The sequence below is a fragment of the Microcystis sp. LE19-8.1F genome (genome assembly GCF_027531715.1).
GTDB classification, from domain to species: Bacteria; Cyanobacteriota; Cyanobacteriia; order Cyanobacteriales; family Microcystaceae; genus Microcystis; species Microcystis wesenbergii_A.
Genome location: NZ_JAPZSO010000110.1, coordinates 1 through 17700, shown reverse-complemented (window position 1 = coordinate 17700; position 17700 = coordinate 1). Strand labels below are relative to the sequence as shown.

The window sequence follows — 17700 nt, the reverse complement described above, 5'->3', positions numbered from 1 at the left end:
TGTGTCCATTAACAACCAATTTGAGACGAGCAAAAGCTATTGGTAATGTTTTATTGAATGAGGGTGAAGGGAATTTACCTGAATCCAGTGTTGTTAATGTTTCACAGGTTTTCACGGTTGATAAGCGTCTTTTAACGGAGTGGCTCTTCTCGACTTTGTGTGATAATTTTTGCTTATGGAATCGTGAAATACTTATCAGGCAAGACTTTTATTGCTATTTTGCTGAAGAAACTATCAGTATAGACCTCGTTTCCACACAGAAACCAGAAGAGCCACGGAGTCTATCGGAAGACTTTCTCGGAAAAAAATCAAATTAATTATTCAGGGAATTAAGTTGGTTATTGAACCTCAAGAACTCGAATAATAGGGGGTTATAAAATATAAAATTATAAAAAAAGCGATCGAGCTACCGCTCAAATAATTGCCCAAAGATATCTGGCCGCTAGTCCCTGTTTAGAAACCCTGCTGAAACTCCCAGAGGATTCCCAGGGTTATCATTATGCTACTCACCTAATTAGTCTCAATTTTGATCCTAATTTTTATCGGTCTATTCAGGTCAATTCTGATACAGATTATCTGCTGCTTCGCCTACGGCAAAATCACGATATCTGGCATATAGTCACGGGTTTTGGTGTCGATGGCATGGGAGAATTGCAACTGAAAGCTTTTGAATTAAGTCAAACTCGTCGCCCTCTAGCTATTGTCATACTTTTAGGGGGATTATTGGGAGCTTTATTTTCTTCCCCACTTTCCTTACATTCTCTCTGGGAAGAGATTGTCATCGCCTATAATTTGGGCAAAAATACTCGACCTTTTTTAGCGCAAAAATGGGAACTAGCTTGGGAGAAATCCCTGGTAGTTTGGCGGCAAGAATTGGCGATTGTCCACTCGAACCTAGAAAATTAATTTTGCTGGACTACTTAAGTAAGTGGTTAGAATTAAATTGAAGATGGATTTTGTCTTTGATCCCCTCTTAATCCTAGGGTTTATTCATAGTAGGGTTGATTCATGAATCAACCCTACCCTTAATCCCGCCTTGATAAGGGGGGAAATATGATAATTTTTAACGCCTCCCTAGTTAGAATAATCGACTAACTGGAATAAATCCCGATTAATCGGATAAAATAAGGCAATTTGCCCATTCAGGGTACAGAGGATAGAAAAATTGTCAGACAATCGGGAAAAAGTGATGGAGGAAAAATTTTTCTGAACCGGAGTAGCAAAAAAATCCCAGTCCGGGTAAAATTGATTATCGATCGATTGTGTGAGGAGTCCGATCCCCATGACCAATAAACACACAGCAAGGCTGCTGGGTAGTTACCTGCAGCGCCTGCCTGCCCATAGCTGGCTCGTCCTAGTTTTTTGGGCTTTGATTATCGCTCCAGTCCAAGCTGCTGTCGAATTACGCATTGCCATCAGTAAAGGTGTTAGTGCCGTCTCCGTGGGCAGTTCCACCGATGCTGTGGTGAAAGATGGGGCCGGCAGAGTCTTAGGAGAATTGACCGCCATGAATGCCCTCAATGCTAATCCCAGAGGAAAAGCGGTGGGTTTGGCCGATTGGCAGGCCAGTCAATTGCTCATCGAACCGGGGAATGATGGTTACGTCTGGATTAACGATCGCTGGTATCGAGGACGAACAAGGATCATTCGCCAGGGTTCTGGGGTGACAGCCCTAAATTTAGTCGATTTAGAGGAATATCTCTATAGTGTCGTCGGTGCGGAAGCGATTCCCTCCTGGCCGCAAGAGGCCTTAAAAGCCCAATCCGTGGCGGCGCGCACCTATGCTCTCTACCAAATGAATACTTCCGGCAATCGCATCTACGATCTTGATACTACCACCCGCACCCAAGTTTATAAGGGTCTAGAAAGCGAGTTTACTACCACCCACGAGGCAGTTGAGGCCACCGCCGGACAGATTATGAGCTTCAACGGCAAACCGATTCTAGCGGTGTTTCACTCCTCCTCTGGGGGTCATACAGAAAATGTCGAAGATGTTTGGAATTCCCCCTTACCCTACCTGCGCGGTGTCGTCGATTACGATCAAGTCGCACCGGTATTTCAATGGTCAAAAAACTTTAGTGCCAGTGAATTAGGCCGTTTAATCGGTGGTGTCGGTCGCGTGCGATCGCTATCTCCCGAAAGGACCACTCCCCACGGACGAGTGATTAGAATGCGTGTGGTAGGCGATCAAGGCTCTAAATTAATCTCTGATACCCAATTACGGCGAATACTCGAGCTGCGTAGTACCCTATTCACGATTTCAGCTAATAACGGTACTTTTGCCATTAATGGTCGCGGTTTCGGTCATGGGATCGGTTTAAGTCAATGGGGTGCTTTTTCCCTCGCTGACCAAGGGGTGACTTATGACCGCATTCTCAGCCATTATTATCAAAATGCTCGTTTAACTGAAATGCCCAATTAAAAAGGCTGTCAGCCATTTCAAGTGAACAGTAAACAGTAAACAGTGAACTGATAACAAGGATTGAATCTAAAACCTAATTGGTTAAGCTAAGTAGGGTTTGCTGAAAAAGTTTGTTGGTGGGGGCAGGGTGTGGCCCCCCCAACCCCCCCGACATCGGGGGGGTTGGGTGTGGGGTGTAGGGTTTTACCAGTTTTGAGGTGGCCAATTACCTAATTTTCAGGGGAAAAGTACCTGAATTTCCCCCCCCAATCACTCCCATATCCGGTAATTTTTGATTGACCAAAGGCCTAAAAGTCTTATCCAACAAGGTTTTTAGATTTATTCAGCAAGCCCTAAGTAGGGAGGCACAATTATTTGTAGGATGGGTTAGCGGTAGCGTAAACTATGCGGGCGTTGGGTTTCATGCTTCAACCCCACCTACGTTCTGTCTTTTGCACGAGTGCCTGTTGCCTCTTGCCTTCAGAAGCCGATCACTGATTGTGAGATAATGTCTGATCTCACTTGTAATTTTTGACTTGCATGACCATCGTTACCGAAGCCTTAACCGAGTTGGAACCAGTCATAAAAACTACCTTTACCGTCGAGGAAATTCGCCAACTACTGCCCCATCGTTATCCCTTTGCCCTAGTCGATCGTATTATTGACTATGTACCAGGTAAAAAAGCCGTTGGCCTAAAAAATGTCACGATCAACGAGCCTTTTTTCCCCGGTCATATTCCCAATCGTCCCTTGATGCCGGGGGTGTTAATTGTTGAATCTATGGCCCAAGTGGGGGGAGTGATTTTGACCCAATTACCTGGGATGAAAGGAAAATTTTTTGCCTTCGCTGGCATTGATAAAACCCGTTTTCGTCGTCCCGTGGTGCCAGGGGATCAATTGATCATGACGGTGGAATTATTATCCTTCAAGATGAATAAAATTGCTAAAATGCAAGGGGAAGCAAGAGTCGATGGGCAATTGGCCGCCCAGGGCGAAATGATGTTTTCCATCTTTGATTGACCTATGAATTTTGATCGAGATCGTCTCCGACAAGAACTAAATTTATTTGCCATTCTAGGGGCTTTTATTACCAATATTTTCGCTAATATTTTCCCTCTCAACGGCGAAAATATCGGGGCTATCTCGAATACAGTTTTTCAAGATGTCTTAATTATTCCCGCTAATTATGCTTTTGCTATCTGGGGATTAATCTATCTGGGTTTAATTAGTCTGGGAATTTACCAAGCTTTGGCTTTCAATAAAACTGAACCGCGTTTGCGTCGGTTAGGCTACGAATTAGCCATCGCTAGTGCTTGTCAGATTCTCTGGGTAATTCTCTTTCAATCTCGTTTTTTTACCCTGTCTTTACTGGCAATGCTAGGCATTTTAATTCCTCTCATCCGGCTTTATCTTCGCTTAGAAATTAATCGCTTTATTGTCAATCGTAAACAGGGTTTATTAGTTAATGCTCCTATTAGTATTTATTTCGCTTGGATTACCGTAGCCACGATTGTCAACGTCGCTTCGGTGCTAGATTGGATCGACTGGCAGCGATGGGGTCTAACTGACCAGATCTGGACGGTAATAATTCTAGTTATTGGGGCGATAATTGCGATTTTAGTCGGTTTAAACCGAAAAGATCGGGCTTTTATCGGGGTGTTTATCTGGGCTTTCTTGGCGATCGCTGTTAAACAGATTTCTCTGCCTCTAATTGCGGTAACAGCGATTATATTAGCGATTATCCTAACTTTTCTGGTTTTTAGTCGCAGTTTTCGTCCTCTGAGTCGTTAAGATGCGGGATCACAGCGAATTTCGACGATAAAGCCATCGGGATCGTAGAAGTAAACCCCTCTCCCAGTGGGACGGGTCACGGGTCCACTAGCAATGGTAATTCCCTGACTTTGTAGCACTTCTAGGGCAAAATCGAAGCCTTCGGGGGCAATATCGAAGGCTAAATGGTTGGCACGGGTAAAAGGGATTTCGGGATTGTCGTCGGGAGGGTTTAAATCTGGTTCCCAAAATAGGTCAATTACTGTACCATCGGGGGTGATAAAATTGACCACTTTTCCCTGGGCAACTAATTCTTTTAAGGTGGTGGGAATTTTTTCCCCCACTAATTCCTCTAAGCCTAAAATTTCCCCATAAAAATGACGAGAAGCCTCCATATCTTTGACGTTGAAAGCGATATGATGGACTTTTCGCAGTTGACCGATTTTGAGTTTTTTCGCGGTTACGGAAGGGCTAATAGTCATTTTAGTTATCAGTTATCAGTAAAGGATTGGGGGATTTTTCAGTGAACAGTAATCAGTAATCAGTAATCAGTGAAAAGATAGCACTATTAATGTCATTTAATACTCCTCATTTAATACCGCTAACTGATAACTGATAACTGATAACTGATAACTGATTGGCGACTTAAGAGTTAATTTTTTGCAATAATTGCCGAATGGATTCCGCATCTTGGGCGTTGGGTAGGAGGGCAAGATAGAAGCCTAAATCCTGTTGTGCTTGGCTGAGTTGTCCAATTTGATAGTAAACTAAACCTCGATCGCGCAGCTCTAGGGGATGATTAGGAATGAGCAAAAGTAGCAGATCTAGTGTCCGAATTGTCTGAGACCATTGTTGACGATTCAGGTAAATATATTTTAAATTAGTCAGCAAACGTAATAAAATTTGCTGATTGGTAGCAATATTGAGAAAATGTTCTTCTAATTTAACTGGCTGTTGATAAACTTGACTTAATCTTTCTTGACAGTCCTGTTTAAATAAGATTTCACCACCGTGAAAGGGATCGACAAAAATTTCCACTTCCTCGAAATCGGGACGGATAATAAAATGGCCCGGCATACCAATTCCTACCATGGGAAAATCGATCTGTTTGGCAATCTCTAAGTAGATAATCGAGAGAGTGAGCGGAATACCCGTGCGGCGATCAATTACGTTATTTAAGTAGCTATTGCGGGGGTCATAGTAGTCTTGGGTATTACCGGTAAATTGTAAATCTTCAAACAAATATTGATTGATAATATTGACTATTTTTAAAGGATATAATCTATCGGGTAAACGTTTTTTTACCTCGTCAGCCATTAAATTTATTCTATTTAAATAGTGATCAATATTGAGGTAAGGATATTCAAAATTGGCTATTTGCAGGGCTGCCCGAGCTAGATTTATCTCGGGATCAGGATGTTGAATTGTTTCGATGAAGGCTTTGTATAAGAGTTCAAGGGTCATTAGCAAAGGGTATTAATCAGATTATCAACTATTTTAACCGATCTTTCCGGTTTTATCGCTTCTCTTTTCTGATCACCATTAAAGATTCAGTGATTTAGATGAGCTTTCCCGGGAGAAGTAGCGAGTAATCTTGTCAAGGTCTAGATTAACTACCGCTTTTTCTAAAGGGATCGTGCGACAATTTTTATTTTGATTCTGCACTTGATAAACTAATTGATTTGTCCAATCTAAAGCAGTTAACCAACCACTTTGAGGATGATAAACCCCAGTTTCAATGTCTAGCCAACCGCTGCCGCGAGCCAGTTGCCCCGGTTTGACATCGGGAAAGGTAAAGGTTAAAGTATGACCTGTGATAATTAGTTTATCCTTGAAATAGGCTTGGGTCATGGTATGAAATTCGTTTCTAATCCAACAAAACTGCTCGTTTGTTTGCTGTTCAAGGGGATATTCTGGGTGTACTCCCGCATGAACTAACCAAATATCTCCTAGGTCTAAATAAGCGGGTAGGGATTGGAACCAATTGATATGCTCAGCGGGTATATTGTTATTATAACTTAGTAGTGTCGCCGCCCCGCCACTCTCGATCCAGCCGTTTAACCATTTTTCAGAAACTTCTTTTCCTGCCAAAGCTTTTAAGAGCATATATTCATGATTTCCTAGGAGACATTGGTAGTTATTTTTGATGACAAAATCCACCACTTCTAAGCTCTGCTGTCCTCGATCGATTAAATCTCCCAGAAAATAAACCTCATCTTTACTATCAGGGGCAACTCGGTTTAATAGTCGCAAAAGTGCCTGAAAACTGCCATGCACATCTCCGATAATAATACGGCGCGGTTCTTGAGTCTGTTTCCCTATTTTTCTAAAAAACACACACCCCTCTCTAATCAATGAGATTGCTACTCTTTTATCGCTAAAAAAGTAGTTTTTATGTAGTCTTAATTTTATTATAGGACAAAGCTTTCCCTCTGACAGTCACTCCCTTCTAAGAACCGCCAGAGAAAGGCTGTAATTGTTTTGTAAAGTATTTTGGCAATCTCTGGACAGGGAGCGGACAGGTTATGGTATGATTTTTTTATGATCAGTTTTTATATAATTGGACTTAAGCAATTATTGTTACACGCAAAGATTCCCATTATATAAAAAAGTATCTCAAAAAAATGCACACTTGTCAAGCATCATCAAAAAAAAAGTTTTTTTTTGAGATTATAATCAAAAAAAATTAGATTTCTGCTTCTATGATAACCCTAATTAACGCTAGAATTCCCGCCCATCAGGATCGACAACAAATAGAGATAAATGCTGCTGGAAAGATCGAGAGAATCACGGAGATGGGGGGAAAGACAAGAGGGGAAAAGATTATCGATATGGAAGGGGATTGGCTATCGTTGGGAGGAGTAGATTTACAGATCAACGGAGGGTTAGGATTAGCATTTCCCGACTTAGAAATAACAGATCTAGAAAAGTTAGATAAGATTAGCGATTATCTTGGGAATCAAGGAATTGATGGTTATCTTCCCACCTTAGTCACCACGTCTGTGGAGAAATTTCAAAAATCCCTCTCAGTAATTGCCAAATATATCGAGAAACAGAAACAGGAAAATCGAGGGAGCGCGCAGGTTTTAGGAGTACATTTAGAGGGACCATTTTTAAACTATGAAAAAAGGGGGGCGCATCCGGGACAATATCTTTTAAACCCAAGTATGGAAACAATAGATAAAATCTTTGGGGACTACTTATCGATCGTAAAAATTATCACCCTAGCCCCAGAATTAGATAGTAGCGGTATGGTGATTAAATACCTAAGCGATCGAGGGATTACCGTCAGCTTAGGACATTCGCAAGCGAGTCAAGAAATAGCCAAAAAAGCCTTTTTACAGGGTGCAAAAATGGTTACTCATGCCTTCAATGCCATGCCTCCTTTACACCATCGTCAACCGGGGTTATTAGGGGAAGCAATTATCAATCCCGATGTGTATTGTGGGTTAATTGCCGATGGTCAACACATCCATCCAACCATGATAGAATTATTACTAAAAGCCAGTAATTATCATCGAGGAATTTTCTTAGTTAGTGATGCTTTAGCGCCGATCGGTTTAGGTGATGGTGTCTATCCCTGGGATGAGAGAGAAATTGAAGTTAAACAGGGAACAGCAAGACTTTTTGACGGTACTTTAGCGGGAACAACCTTACCCTTATTACAAGGAGTAGCCAATTTAGTTAACTGGGGAATATGTGATTTAGAAACGGCGATTCTTCTAGGGACAGAATCCCCCAGAAAAGCGATCGGATTAGCGGGTTTATCGGTGGGACAACCTGCCAACTTTTTGCGCTGGCAATCGGCATCAAATTGGGAAAGATTGGATTTCCGCCAGCATTTTGTACTCTAACTGTTGAATGAGGGTATCGAGAGCCACTTCGAGGCGATCAAAACATTCAGGAGGGGAAAGATCGGGTTGAAAATAAATCAATTTTACCTGACCATCACCGATAGCAACTATAGCCACTTCTTCGCTGGGATTATAGCGATAAATAATCCCAAGCATCTCTTGAATTTTGCGATTAACCTGGCGATTTAATTTCTCTAGAGCCTCCCTAGAACAACAGACAAAATGGGGCTGAGGTTTAAGATCGATGCCCAGGGTTTCTTGAGCATCTTCTCCCCATTCCGAGAGTAACCCCCACATTAAACCGGCTAATTCCTGTTGATTTTCTTGCACGAATTGATCTAATTGATAGCGCCATTGATTAGCGGGATCATCGGGGATTGGTTGTTCAAATCTCATCATTAGCCTCTTTTCAGTTATCAGTTATCAGTCTTCAGTTATCAGTTATCAGTTATCAGTCCTTGATAAGGGGTGTGCCGATCCCCCCTTAGTCCCCCCTTAATAAGGGGGGGAAGCTGACAATTTTTAACACCTACCCACTTAACGACGGTACTCATCACCGCAATCACCAATTAACTGCAATAAATCCCGGGATTTTTGCAAGACATGATCAATTTTTTGATAGTCTTGGGCAGATAATTGAAAATCGAAAATACGGGCATTTTCTGCGATATGTTCGGCAACGCCCAAACGCACCCCGATAATTGCCCCAGCTACGGCTTTTTGTTCGAGAACGTAACGCACTGCCACATTAGGAATGGTGACATGATAGGAATCAGCGATCGCTTTAAGAACGGTTAATAATTCTTGGAATAATTGCCAGTTTCCCCAAGCATTGATCATGTTTTTATATTTCCGTAAACTAGCGGTATTGAGACTCATGGGATTGGGTTCAGGATGACCGAGATATTTTGCCCCTAATAAGCCTCCTGCTAGAGTACCATAGGCGAGTAGATAGATGTTATGTTCTTGGCAAAATTGTGCCATTTTGACGAGGGGACGGCGATCGATTAGAGAAAACTGGACTTGATTGGAGACTATTTTAATCCCGGTGCTGAGAATAATTTTTAAATGTTCCGTGTCGAAATTAGTCAATGCCAGGTGTTTAATTTTGCCTTCCTGTTGTAATTCTCCTAAAAAATATAAGGCATCTAGATAATTTTTATCGCGATAATCCCACCAGTGAAACTGCAATAAATCGAGACTATCCACATCCATACGACGCAGGGAAATAGCGATATTTTTTGCGACTATTTCCTTAGTCATTTTACCCGGACGGGGAACCCATTTAGTGAAAGCTTGCAGATTATTTAAAGCATCAATGCCCCTTTGGGCAACTAATTGACGACGAAATTCACCGATAAAATCTTCGGCCGGACCGTAATGATCGGCCAGATCCCAAGTGGTGAAACCGGCATCTAGATAGGAGAACATACTAGGGATCGCTTTTTGGGGTGCGATCGAACCATGGGCGCCTGAAACCTGCCACATTCCGTTCAAAATACGGCAAATTTCCAGATCGGGGGTAAACTGTAAGCGACGAGATTCGGACATGGGGACTTTTCAGTGTTGCCAAAGGCACGGCGTAGCCGTCCAGTAAACAGTAAACAGTAATCAGTGAAAAGACAGCAGAAAACTGTCATTGAATACTGCTCACTTAATATTCTATTCTCCTACTGACCACTGATCACCGATTACTGATTCAAGACAGATCGATCGTCCCTGTCTGGAAAAACGCTGCAAAGGGGAAGACCTTCGCAAAAATCTCCCCCTTTTTGGGTTTTTGCTGCTCAATTTTTGCCTGGTTAATATTCCACTTCCAATCGCGCTGCGGTGACAGCATCAAAAGCGAAAGCGAGAACTATAGGCATAGGACAAGCGAGGATGACACAGAGAATTAAAGCTGTCACAGTCAATCCGATCGCCATTCCTAACCAAAGTTTTTCGGCAGGGGATAGACCTTTTTGGCGCTTAATTTTTTGTAACACTTTGGTGGGAATTGGTTCTGGCATCACGGCATTGGGAGGGAATGCCCAATAATTACTGTAGCGTTCGAGAAATAGCTCTGTCCAGCCGTTTTCTTGACACCATTCTTGAATCCATGGTTCGTGAAAGTGTTTCATTGCTTCCCTGTTGACTTTTTCCGGTGATTACTATAAACATCTCCTGATGTGAATTTCATCCTAGCAAAGCTATCTTAAGGGTCGATCGGATTCAATAAAACTTAATATATCTGGGGATTGGGTGTGAGGGAATAGGGAAATAATTGTTAAAAAATTTCGGTTCTCGATTCGGTACAGATTGCCTGTAATTTTTGGTCCCAAGTATCGAGGGGAAGGGTATCGAGATAGGCAAAGTCAAAGACAATCCCGATCGAGGGGATAGCTTGCCATTCGGGGGAATGTAAGAGACGATCAAAATAACCCCCCCCGTAACCTAAGCGATAACCTTGGCGATCACAGGCGACGGCGGGAATTAATAGTAAGTCCACTTCGGCAGGTAAAATGAGAGGGGCGATCGCTGTTGGTTCATAGATGCCATAACGATTTAATTCTAGGGGATCGTCGGCAGTCCAACAGTGCCAAGTCAGGCTATCTCCGTCACAACGGGGAAAACCCCAGCGATGGTGTTGACAAAATAAGGAACTTAAATCCGGCTCTTGACGATAACTGAAGTAAGCGAGAATGGTTTTAGCGTGTTGAAAGAGGGGGAAAGATTGTAAATTTTTGCAAAGTTGCTGACTATTTTCTTGCCAAATATGCTTAGGAAGCGTTCGTCTTTGGGTAATTAGTTGTTTGCGTAATTGGGCTTTTTTGGTAGCAGAATCCATAAAATAAAGATAAATAGGAGAGTAAGTAGCTGGTTATAATTAAATTGAAGATGGATCCCCCCTTAATCCCCCCTTAATCCCCCCTTAATCCCCCCTTATTAAGGGGGGAATCTGACAGTTTTTAACACCTAACTACTTAGTAAGAACGATGCTAAATCTATTTAACTCGCTTTTTGGGCGTTATAACGAGAATATCAAGGCCAATGTGGAAATTTATACTTGGGCAACTTGTCCCTACTGTATTCGGGCCAAATGGTTGCTGGGTTGGAAAGGAGTAAAATACACCGAATACAAGATCGATGGGGATGAAAGCGCACGTCAAGCCATGGCCGAACGGTCCAACGGTAAACGCAGTGTACCACAGATTTTTATTAATAATGAACATATCGGTGGTTGTGATGATTTGTATGCTTTGGATGGTCAGAAAAAATTAGATAATTTACTGGCTAAATGTGGGACTATCTAAAGTCTATTGATGAAAAAGCCTATGAGAAACATCGGCAATGGATGCAGTTAGCTTTAAATTTAGCGGCAACTGCGGGGGATCGGGGTGATGTACCTGTGGGAGCGGTTATCGTGGATAAACAGGGACATTTAATCGCTCAAGGGGCTAATTGCAAGGAAAAACACCATGATCCCACCGCTCACGCTGAAATTCTGGCGATTCGTGCCGCTAGTCAAGTTTTAGGCAATTGGCACTTAAATGATTGTACCCTCTACGTCACCCTCGAACCCTGTCCCATGTGTGCCGGGGCAATTATTCAGGCTAGGCTAGGATTATTAGTGTACGGTGCTGACGATCCGAAAACAGGAGTTATCCGCACTGTGGCTAATTTTATTGATAGTCCTTTTTCTAACCATCGTTTACCGGTAATCGCGGGAATTTTAGCTAAGGAATCGGGGGAATTATTACAAACATGGTTTGAGAAAAAAAGATGAGAAAAATTTGAGTAATTCTCGGGACGGTTTATTGCATCAGACTCTCAATTAAAAAAAACATTGACTAATCGCAGTGTTGAGTTTTTTTCGCAGCAATTTTTACCATAAATAATAGTTATTCTTTACTCAATGTTGAGGTTAATTCTCTGGTCAAATATGACAAAAAGATGCTTAACTGTAATTTATTTAATTCTCATAATTTCACGGGATCAAGTGATTAAACTTAGACGACTCTATACATCTCTTTCACCTGACGCACTCTACCAGATCGGCTCTCGCTGTTGTTCATAGTTCCCAAGAGAAAGCAACTTATTTCACAACAAAAATTACATCTGATAATGGACTAAATGTTTGTGGCTTACCAGGATAACGAAAATCTATTGTTAGAGCGGATATTGTCTTTGATCTGAAATCAGCAAGAAAAGAATTTATCGCAGGTGCTAAAATATCGAGATTTCTTTTGAGCTTCCAAGAATTTGAGAAGTCCCTCGTATCAATCAAGACAAGAAATAAACGATTTTCTGAACCAAAACGCATTTCTCCTTGATTTTCATATAACCACTTAATTAGTGTTCTTGGATTTTGCTGTGTTTCACCAACAATCGATAGATTCTGAGACTTTAGTTGGTTTAAAACATCTAAAGATAAATCGTCATCTCTATCTTTTAATTTTTCAGTTATCTCGTAGTAAAGATCAGAAGGTTTTGCCGATTTATCAAAGGTTATCGCAAGCTCTCGTGCTTTCTGCTTAAGAAACGTGAGTTCTACAGGAAGACCTTTCTCTCTCCTCTTTAACTTTAGGTATTCTGCGGGAAAATATGTAACCTTTAGATCAAAAGGCAAGTTTTGAATAAAGAAATCTACACTTTTAATTTGTCCAACAGTAGGTAAAACAGATGGATGAGATTTGAAGAGATGTTCAATTAAAATACTAGACCAATGATTATACCAACTATTCAACACATAACCCTGAACAGCACGATTTATCTCTTTTTCAAATTTAGATATTAATACATCGTAAGATGAAATTGCCTTTACATAATGAGTTACCAAATATTTATCTAAAGAGTTCTGATAATCTCCTCCCCACTCAAATGTTTTCAACTTATACAACTCAGAAACTAACGCTTCCTGATTTAAGCATTGTAATTGTTGTGTATTTTTCTCTCTAATGTAAGCATCTAATTTTCGATGTGCTTCGGTTGGATTATCCTTCAATAGAGAGAATAGCTCTTCAAACTGCCCATTCAAGCTAGTAGAAATTAAATTCAGGGAGAATCTCTCAGTGAATTCTGATAACAACTCCCTTCTTACAATTGATTTGATCTTCAGCCATAACTGACCAGTAGAGTCAGTGTTGAACTCTAATAAATTATTGCCGTCATGTAGTTTTTTCCAATAAGTGAAATCTTTCATAATCAATTCTTAAAGCTTTTATTTATCTCGTCAAATTTCATGGTTCCAAACCCACTTTTGGTAGTGAAGCTGACCATCCTGGGATTTCATCTAGCCTATGCTGGAACTTAATATTGAATCTCTTTTTAACAAGTACAAGAACATAATCTGTCTTCAACCCGCCTTTCCTATTATCCTGAACTACCGAATTTGCAGAGTATTCCATAGGGAAAGTACCGACAAAGTTTAAATCAGAACTGTTTTCGAGAACCTCTAGAAACCTCCAGCTTTGCTTATCGCGCGCATTAAAATACATTAAGAATATTCCCTCATCAGTAAGGACACGGCTCGCTTCATTGATGAATAGTTTCATCTGTTTAATATATTCATCTTTCTTTTTGTTTCTTTCCTTGGCATTAGAAACAATGATCTCTTTTTCAAAACATACTTTCTCATTTAAGATAGAATTCCACATCTCGCTTAACTCAAGGTAGGGAATCCTATCACTATGAGGTGGATCGGTACAAATTAGCTTTATGGTTTTCTCAGGTATGGTTTTCATCACGCTCAAGCAATCCTCATTAAGAATCAAGGCACCTTGAGTACTTTCTAAAAGTCTGTTTATCGACTCGCATTGTGGATGTTCACGTCTGCCAATGTTAAGCAAAGTCTTGTGTAATTTGTTGGCTCTACTTTCAAAACAATTCCAAACATTGATCTCAAAGTGTAAGTGCGGTCGCCAGTAACCAATAACCCAGCTTCCAACTTCAATCTTATTAGAAACTTGTTTCTTAGCTTTCCCTCTATTAGTAATTGCAAACACCATAGATGACATTTGCCCCGAGGAGGAAGTAAGAGTTAACAAGAAAGCTCGTTTAAGCGTATCAGGAAGTGTTTTTACTTCATCGAGTATCAGATCAATATTATGTAAAGACCTGCTAGTAAATAAATCATAGATGGACATCTGGTTGTTAGAATTAATTCTAGAGTTTGTGAAAAAAATTGCCTCTCTAATATTACGAACTGAATACTGAGAAAACGAGTTGAAATTTTCCCAATCAAACTCATTTGGTTCGATTTCAATTCTACTTCTACCTACCTCTGGTTTAATCCATATCTTTGAGAGGTTTTTGCCATTCCATAGGTAATGAGATGCAATCTTTCCATTACTGGTACGGTATGTATCATTAATTTTCTGCTTGATATTAGTTTCAACACTCTTGAAAGTCTCACGAAATGATGTGGCTTCTGGCAGCTCTAATAGAAACTTTGTGTGTTCAACTGAAAATGGATTAATATCAATTCCAATAAACCTTCTTTTCTGAGATAAACATTCTCGGCTAATTAGACCTGAACCTAAAAAAGGATCAAGAACTATATCAGTGATACTTGTATAGTTTTGTATAAAAAAAGAAATGCTCTCGGTCGGCTTCTTACCCCAATATTTGTGGAATGAGTACAAACCTTTATATGTATCAGGATTGCTAATATCTTTGACGGTTGTTGCAGCCATAGGGAACTTTATGTTGATTGCTATATCTAGGGTATTATATAAGTTTTCATTCCTGGCTACACTACTTGTAGTCCACATACTTGAAGGGCAAGCACTCTAAATGCCTAGTAGCTGTGGTTTATGCTTACCGCCCAACTATTGATTAAGTACCTAAGCAAAATTAATTACACATCTAAGCCACTACTCCGTCAGACTTCTGGTGTGAGGAAACAGTGAACTGAAAACTCAAATCCGATCCCTAATAGCTGTCTCCCGTCTCCCGTCTCCCGACGACCGTCTCCCGTCTCCCGTCTCCCGACGACCGTCTCCTGTCTCCTGTCTCCTGTCTCCTGTCTCCTGTCTCGACTAGGAAATTAATTTTGCACGACTACTTATACAGAAACTTGACCGATAACAATCCTCAGAGTAAGGATATGTGGAAACTTTGAGCATATCACCCCGTTTTGGCGTGATCGAGCCGAACTTTTCCCTATATCAAACTCAGAAGCCTGTTAGCTAGATTAGCGTACTGCAAACAACGTCCTTTAGCTGGATTCCTGACAATCAGCTGAAATAACATAAGCTTTTTTCCTGCGGGTATAGCACCGATTCTTCGATCTGACTGCGCTTCGTAACAAAAATTTACAACGGTCTAGTTAGGCTGCCGTCGCTATTGGTTTTTAATTAGGGCTGGCTGAATAAATCTAAAAACCTTGTTGGATAAAACTTTTAGACTTTTTTCCCATCAAAAATTTCCGGGACTGGGAGTGATCGGGGGGAAAATTCAGGTACTTTTTCCCTGAAAATTAGGTAATTGACCCCGGCGGTTCGACAGGCTCACCGTCCACTCGACTGAGCTCGCCGAACGTCCTCAAAATCGGTAAAACCCTACACCCCACACCCAACCCCCCCGATGTCGGGGGGGGTTGGGGGGGCCACACCCCGCCCCCACGAAAAACTTTTTCAGCCAACCCTAATTAAAGCAATAGTTAAATCCTGATAAAAATCCTCTTGTTTTAATTCCACTTTTGATTGAGAAGCCAGTAAAAGTAAAGCCCAAAAAATCGCCACCTTTTCCTGTGTTGCCGAGTGACTAGAGGGCTTTTCTGCTTGCCATAAATCTAATAAATACTCAAACTCTATCTCCTTTTTCTCCAATTGAAAAAACTTTCTCTGCAAAAAAAAGTCCAGTTCCGCTGCCAATTCCGTCAGGTTTTCTTGGTGGGCCAATTCCGTGATAATTTGTAGCGCTTCCCGTCGGGATTGGGGCCGGGGTTTCGGGACAACTACAGGCAGTTTCGGTAAAGCTTCAATTTCTAGGGCAATCTGTTGTAATTGAGTGATTAACTCCTGCAAAGTTACCCGTCTTTTTCGCGGTGGTGGGGCGGCAGTACGACGGCGAATATGATTTTCTAGATAACGGGGTAAAGTTCTTAATTCCCGTTCTAACTCGCTAATTTCCTCATCAATCAGACTTTCTTCTTGCTGGTCTAAAGACAATCTTTCTAGGGTATCAGCCTTAAATAAAACTAACATAGAAGCCCATAAAAAAGCCTGTCCCGATTGGGGTAAATTAGCTTGGGCCATGGCTAAATCTAGATCATTTAATAACCCCAATTCTGCCAAAAAGCGATCGATCACATCAATAACCTGCACATCCCAGGGGTCAATTTCTCCCTGTTCCGCCATTTCTAAAAGAGAGGCGATCGCATCACTGGCCGAGGTGATAGTCATGATTGTAGAATCTTGTAGGATCTCAAAGGATAGAATTTAGCAAGCAAAACCATGGACATATCGATCGCTGACCTGCGCTTGGACTACAATCTCGAAGAATTGCTAGAGTCAGAAACATCTGCCGATCCTTTCATTGTATTTAAACAATGGCTAGAACGGGCGGTATCTTCGGGAAGATTAGAACCCAACGCTATGACTTTAGCCACTATTTCCCCGGAGGGCAAACCCCGGGCCCGCATGGTACTGTTAAAAGACTTCGATCCTCGCGGTTTTGTTCTCTTTACCAACTACCAAAGCGCCAAAGGACAGGAATTAATCGCCAATCCCAATGCGGCCCTAGTGTTTTGGTGGGGAGAATTGCAACGGCAAATTAGGATCGAGGGAACTGTAGAAAAAATCAGCGAGGAGGAATCGGATAATTACTTTTTTGTCCGTCCCTGGGAATCCCGTTTAGGGGCCTGGGCCTCCAATCAAAGTGAAGTGATTTCCGGTCGGGATATCCTCGAAAAACGCTTGACAGAACTAAAAGAAGAATATGCGGGTCGTGAAGTTCCCCGTCCTCCTCATTGGGGCGGTTTTCGCCTAATTCCTAGTTTAATCGAGTTCTGGCAAGGTCGCCCCAGTCGTCTCCATGATCGTCTCTGTTATTATCGTCAAGAAGATGGCAGTTGGCAAAGGCAACGTTTAGCCCCTTAGTTTTATCTTGACACCTTGTATTGGCAAAATAGCTCGATGCTAATTCAATTTCTTGGAAAAACTATGGAAAGATTAAAATCATTTTGCTTTGGCTAAATCCTTTGACTAAAAGTCATTTTAGTCTTGAGATAATACTAGGTCGATGTCTTTTCCCAACCCGCGCTTTCCTTAGCGATCGGGTTGGGCTATTATATCAATTGGAGAAAGGCAATCCCTCTGCCCTAAAGTCTCAGAAAAACGATAGATCAGCAATTGTTTATAATGGGTTAGTGATTGGGGTACAATCTCAACATCCAATTAGAGATCGTCCGGCATCTTTAGAAGCTGAATCTTTGGCCAGGGTTTATGACAATCCCGAATGGTGTGAGATATTAGAAAAACACGGTCTTGATCCTGAACCTAAACCCGTTATATCCGCTTCTTTAAAATCTTCTTCCTATCGCAATCAGTCCCTATAGCGTTTTTCAGTCTGCTGAGGTACAAAAGTTATGGGTTTTAGGCAAAAGGCAAGAGGCAAAAGTCAAAAGGGAAGAAAAATATGTGTACCTCACTAGCTTATAGCGGTGTGCAGTCGTATTAGGTACAGTGTCAC

At 41.4% G+C, this 17700-nt stretch carries 19 protein-coding genes and 1 pseudogene; 10 read left to right on the top strand and 10 right to left on the bottom strand.

Annotated elements, in window-relative coordinates:
- The 5 genes and pseudogenes from O9334_RS10965 to O9334_RS10945 all read left to right on the top strand — a co-directional run.
- Positions 1–317, top strand: a 317-nt coding sequence (locus tag O9334_RS10965; RefSeq protein ID WP_502846540.1) for a type II toxin-antitoxin system PemK/MazF family toxin, incomplete at its 5' end; no start/stop codon positions are given.
- Between the two features lie 94 nt (positions 318–411).
- A pseudogene (locus O9334_RS10960) lies at positions 412–906 on the top strand (Coq4 family protein); the annotation flags it as partial.
- Positions 907–1282: 376 nt separating this feature from the next.
- On the top strand, positions 1283–2422 hold the full coding sequence (locus O9334_RS10955; protein ID WP_190381366.1) for a SpoIID/LytB domain-containing protein: 1140 nt from the start codon (positions 1283–1285) through the stop codon (positions 2420–2422).
- A gap of 519 nt (positions 2423–2941) precedes the next feature.
- Entirely contained in the window at positions 2942–3421 is a 480-nt protein-coding gene (fabZ, locus tag O9334_RS10950; RefSeq protein WP_002762366.1) for a 3-hydroxyacyl-ACP dehydratase FabZ, read from the top strand.
- Between the two features lie 3 nt (positions 3422–3424).
- Positions 3425–4192 carry a TspO-related membrane protein gene (locus O9334_RS10945; protein WP_045358170.1) on the top strand — a complete coding sequence of 256 codons (768 nt, stop codon included), beginning with the start codon at positions 3425–3427 and terminating at the stop codon, positions 4190–4192.
- Here O9334_RS10945 and O9334_RS10940 read toward each other — a convergent pair.
- The 3 genes from O9334_RS10940 to O9334_RS10930 form a co-directional block, all read right to left on the bottom strand.
- Positions 4189–4653, bottom strand: a complete 465-nt coding sequence (locus O9334_RS10940; protein WP_288000276.1) for a VOC family protein — start codon at positions 4651–4653, stop codon at positions 4189–4191. The two genes, O9334_RS10945 and O9334_RS10940, sit on opposite strands and share 4 nt — an antisense overlap.
- 163 nt (positions 4654–4816) lie before the next feature.
- The gene (locus O9334_RS10935) at positions 4817–5635 is read right to left on the bottom strand and encodes a SirB1 family protein (RefSeq protein ID WP_288000275.1); all 819 of its coding nucleotides are present in this window, start codon (positions 5633–5635) and stop codon (positions 4817–4819) included.
- A 78-nt stretch (positions 5636–5713) separates the two neighbouring features.
- Entirely contained in the window at positions 5714–6508 is a 795-nt protein-coding gene (locus O9334_RS10930) for a metallophosphoesterase family protein (RefSeq protein ID WP_045358174.1), read from the bottom strand.
- A gap of 365 nt (positions 6509–6873) precedes the next feature.
- Here O9334_RS10930 and nagA point away from each other — a divergent pair, with 365 nt between their 5' ends.
- Positions 6874–8025, top strand: a complete 1152-nt coding sequence (nagA, locus tag O9334_RS10925) for an N-acetylglucosamine-6-phosphate deacetylase (protein WP_045358176.1) — start codon at positions 6874–6876, stop codon at positions 8023–8025.
- Here the strand turns inward: nagA and ccmS are convergent.
- The 4 genes from ccmS to O9334_RS10905 all read right to left on the bottom strand — a co-directional run bounded on the left by ccmS (position 7981) and on the right by O9334_RS10905 (position 10852).
- Positions 7981–8421: a beta-carboxysome assembly chaperone CcmS gene (ccmS, locus tag O9334_RS10920; RefSeq protein WP_045358177.1), complete on the bottom strand. Its 441-nt coding sequence runs from the start codon at positions 8419–8421 to the stop codon at positions 7981–7983. The genes nagA and ccmS overlap by 45 nt on opposite strands.
- A gap of 141 nt (positions 8422–8562) precedes the next feature.
- A complete protein-coding gene (locus O9334_RS10915) occupies positions 8563–9576 on the bottom strand; it encodes an aldo/keto reductase (RefSeq protein ID WP_288000274.1) in 1014 nt (337 codons plus the stop codon).
- 251 nt (positions 9577–9827) lie between these two features.
- A complete protein-coding gene (locus tag O9334_RS10910; RefSeq protein ID WP_045358181.1) occupies positions 9828–10145 on the bottom strand; it encodes a slr1957 family protein in 318 nt (105 codons plus the stop codon).
- Positions 10146–10291: 146 nt separating this feature from the next.
- Positions 10292–10852, bottom strand: coding sequence for a 5-formyltetrahydrofolate cyclo-ligase (locus O9334_RS10905; protein WP_045358182.1), 561 nt, complete (start codon positions 10850–10852; stop codon positions 10292–10294).
- A 148-nt stretch (positions 10853–11000) separates the two neighbouring features.
- On the opposite strand from O9334_RS10905, the gene grxC reads away from it, so the two are divergent.
- Positions 11001–11318, top strand: coding sequence for a glutaredoxin 3 (grxC, locus tag O9334_RS10900; RefSeq protein ID WP_002751734.1), 318 nt, complete (start codon positions 11001–11003; stop codon positions 11316–11318).
- Positions 11303–11791 (top strand): tRNA adenosine(34) deaminase TadA, encoded by a 489-nt coding sequence (gene tadA / locus O9334_RS10895; protein ID WP_012268032.1) that lies wholly within the window; start codon positions 11303–11305, stop codon positions 11789–11791. The genes grxC and tadA overlap by 16 nt, the downstream gene beginning before the upstream one ends.
- Before the next feature lie 309 nt (positions 11792–12100).
- On the opposite strand, the gene O9334_RS10890 is transcribed toward tadA, so the two are convergent.
- From O9334_RS10890 to O9334_RS10880, 3 genes are all read right to left on the bottom strand, one after another.
- Entirely contained in the window at positions 12101–13207 is a 1107-nt protein-coding gene (locus O9334_RS10890) for a hypothetical protein (protein ID WP_288000273.1), read from the bottom strand.
- A 37-nt stretch (positions 13208–13244) separates the two neighbouring features.
- On the bottom strand, positions 13245–14699 hold the full coding sequence (locus tag O9334_RS10885; protein ID WP_002778098.1) for a DNA methyltransferase: 1455 nt from the start codon (positions 14697–14699) through the stop codon (positions 13245–13247).
- Between the two features lie 942 nt (positions 14700–15641).
- Positions 15642–16412 (bottom strand): segregation/condensation protein A, encoded by a 771-nt coding sequence (locus tag O9334_RS10880; RefSeq protein ID WP_288000272.1) that lies wholly within the window; start codon positions 16410–16412, stop codon positions 15642–15644.
- 51 nt (positions 16413–16463) lie between these two features.
- Here O9334_RS10880 and pdxH point away from each other — a divergent pair, with 51 nt between their 5' ends.
- Both pdxH and O9334_RS10870 read left to right on the top strand, forming a co-directional pair.
- Positions 16464–17108, top strand: coding sequence for a pyridoxamine 5'-phosphate oxidase (pdxH, locus tag O9334_RS10875; protein ID WP_002802042.1), 645 nt, complete (start codon positions 16464–16466; stop codon positions 17106–17108).
- Between the two features lie 101 nt (positions 17109–17209).
- Positions 17210–17566, top strand: a complete 357-nt coding sequence (locus tag O9334_RS10870; RefSeq protein ID WP_152606975.1) for a hypothetical protein — start codon at positions 17210–17212, stop codon at positions 17564–17566.
- Positions 17567–17700: the final 134 nt, after the last annotated feature.

Bases quoted from the DNA above. Each gene is read 5' to 3' on its own strand.
- O9334_RS10955 (WP_190381366.1), top strand. From the start codon at position 1,283: ATGACCAATAAACACACAGCAAGGCTGCTGGGTAGTTACCTGCAGCGC.
- fabZ (WP_002762366.1), top strand. From the start codon at position 2,942: ATGACCATCGTTACCGAAGCCTTAACCGAGTTGGAACCAGTCATAAAA.
- O9334_RS10945 (WP_045358170.1), top strand. From the start codon at position 3,425: ATGAATTTTGATCGAGATCGTCTCCGACAAGAACTAAATTTATTTGCC.
- O9334_RS10940 (WP_288000276.1), bottom strand. From the start codon at position 4,653: ATGACTATTAGCCCTTCCGTAACCGCGAAAAAACTCAAAATCGGTCAA.
- O9334_RS10935 (WP_288000275.1), bottom strand. From the start codon at position 5,635: ATGACCCTTGAACTCTTATACAAAGCCTTCATCGAAACAATTCAACAT.
- nagA (WP_045358176.1), top strand. From the start codon at position 6,874: ATGATAACCCTAATTAACGCTAGAATTCCCGCCCATCAGGATCGACAA.
- ccmS (WP_045358177.1), bottom strand. From the start codon at position 8,421: ATGAGATTTGAACAACCAATCCCCGATGATCCCGCTAATCAATGGCGC.
- O9334_RS10915 (WP_288000274.1), bottom strand. From the start codon at position 9,576: ATGTCCGAATCTCGTCGCTTACAGTTTACCCCCGATCTGGAAATTTGC.
- O9334_RS10910 (WP_045358181.1), bottom strand. From the start codon at position 10,145: ATGAAACACTTTCACGAACCATGGATTCAAGAATGGTGTCAAGAAAAC.
- O9334_RS10905 (WP_045358182.1), bottom strand. From the start codon at position 10,852: ATGGATTCTGCTACCAAAAAAGCCCAATTACGCAAACAACTAATTACC.
- grxC (WP_002751734.1), top strand. From the start codon at position 11,001: ATGCTAAATCTATTTAACTCGCTTTTTGGGCGTTATAACGAGAATATC.
- tadA (WP_012268032.1), top strand. From the start codon at position 11,303: ATGTGGGACTATCTAAAGTCTATTGATGAAAAAGCCTATGAGAAACAT.
- O9334_RS10890 (WP_288000273.1), bottom strand. From the start codon at position 13,207: ATGAAAGATTTCACTTATTGGAAAAAACTACATGACGGCAATAATTTA.
- O9334_RS10885 (WP_002778098.1), bottom strand. From the start codon at position 14,699: ATGGCTGCAACAACCGTCAAAGATATTAGCAATCCTGATACATATAAA.
- O9334_RS10880 (WP_288000272.1), bottom strand. From the start codon at position 16,412: ATGACTATCACCTCGGCCAGTGATGCGATCGCCTCTCTTTTAGAAATG.
- pdxH (WP_002802042.1), top strand. From the start codon at position 16,464: ATGGACATATCGATCGCTGACCTGCGCTTGGACTACAATCTCGAAGAA.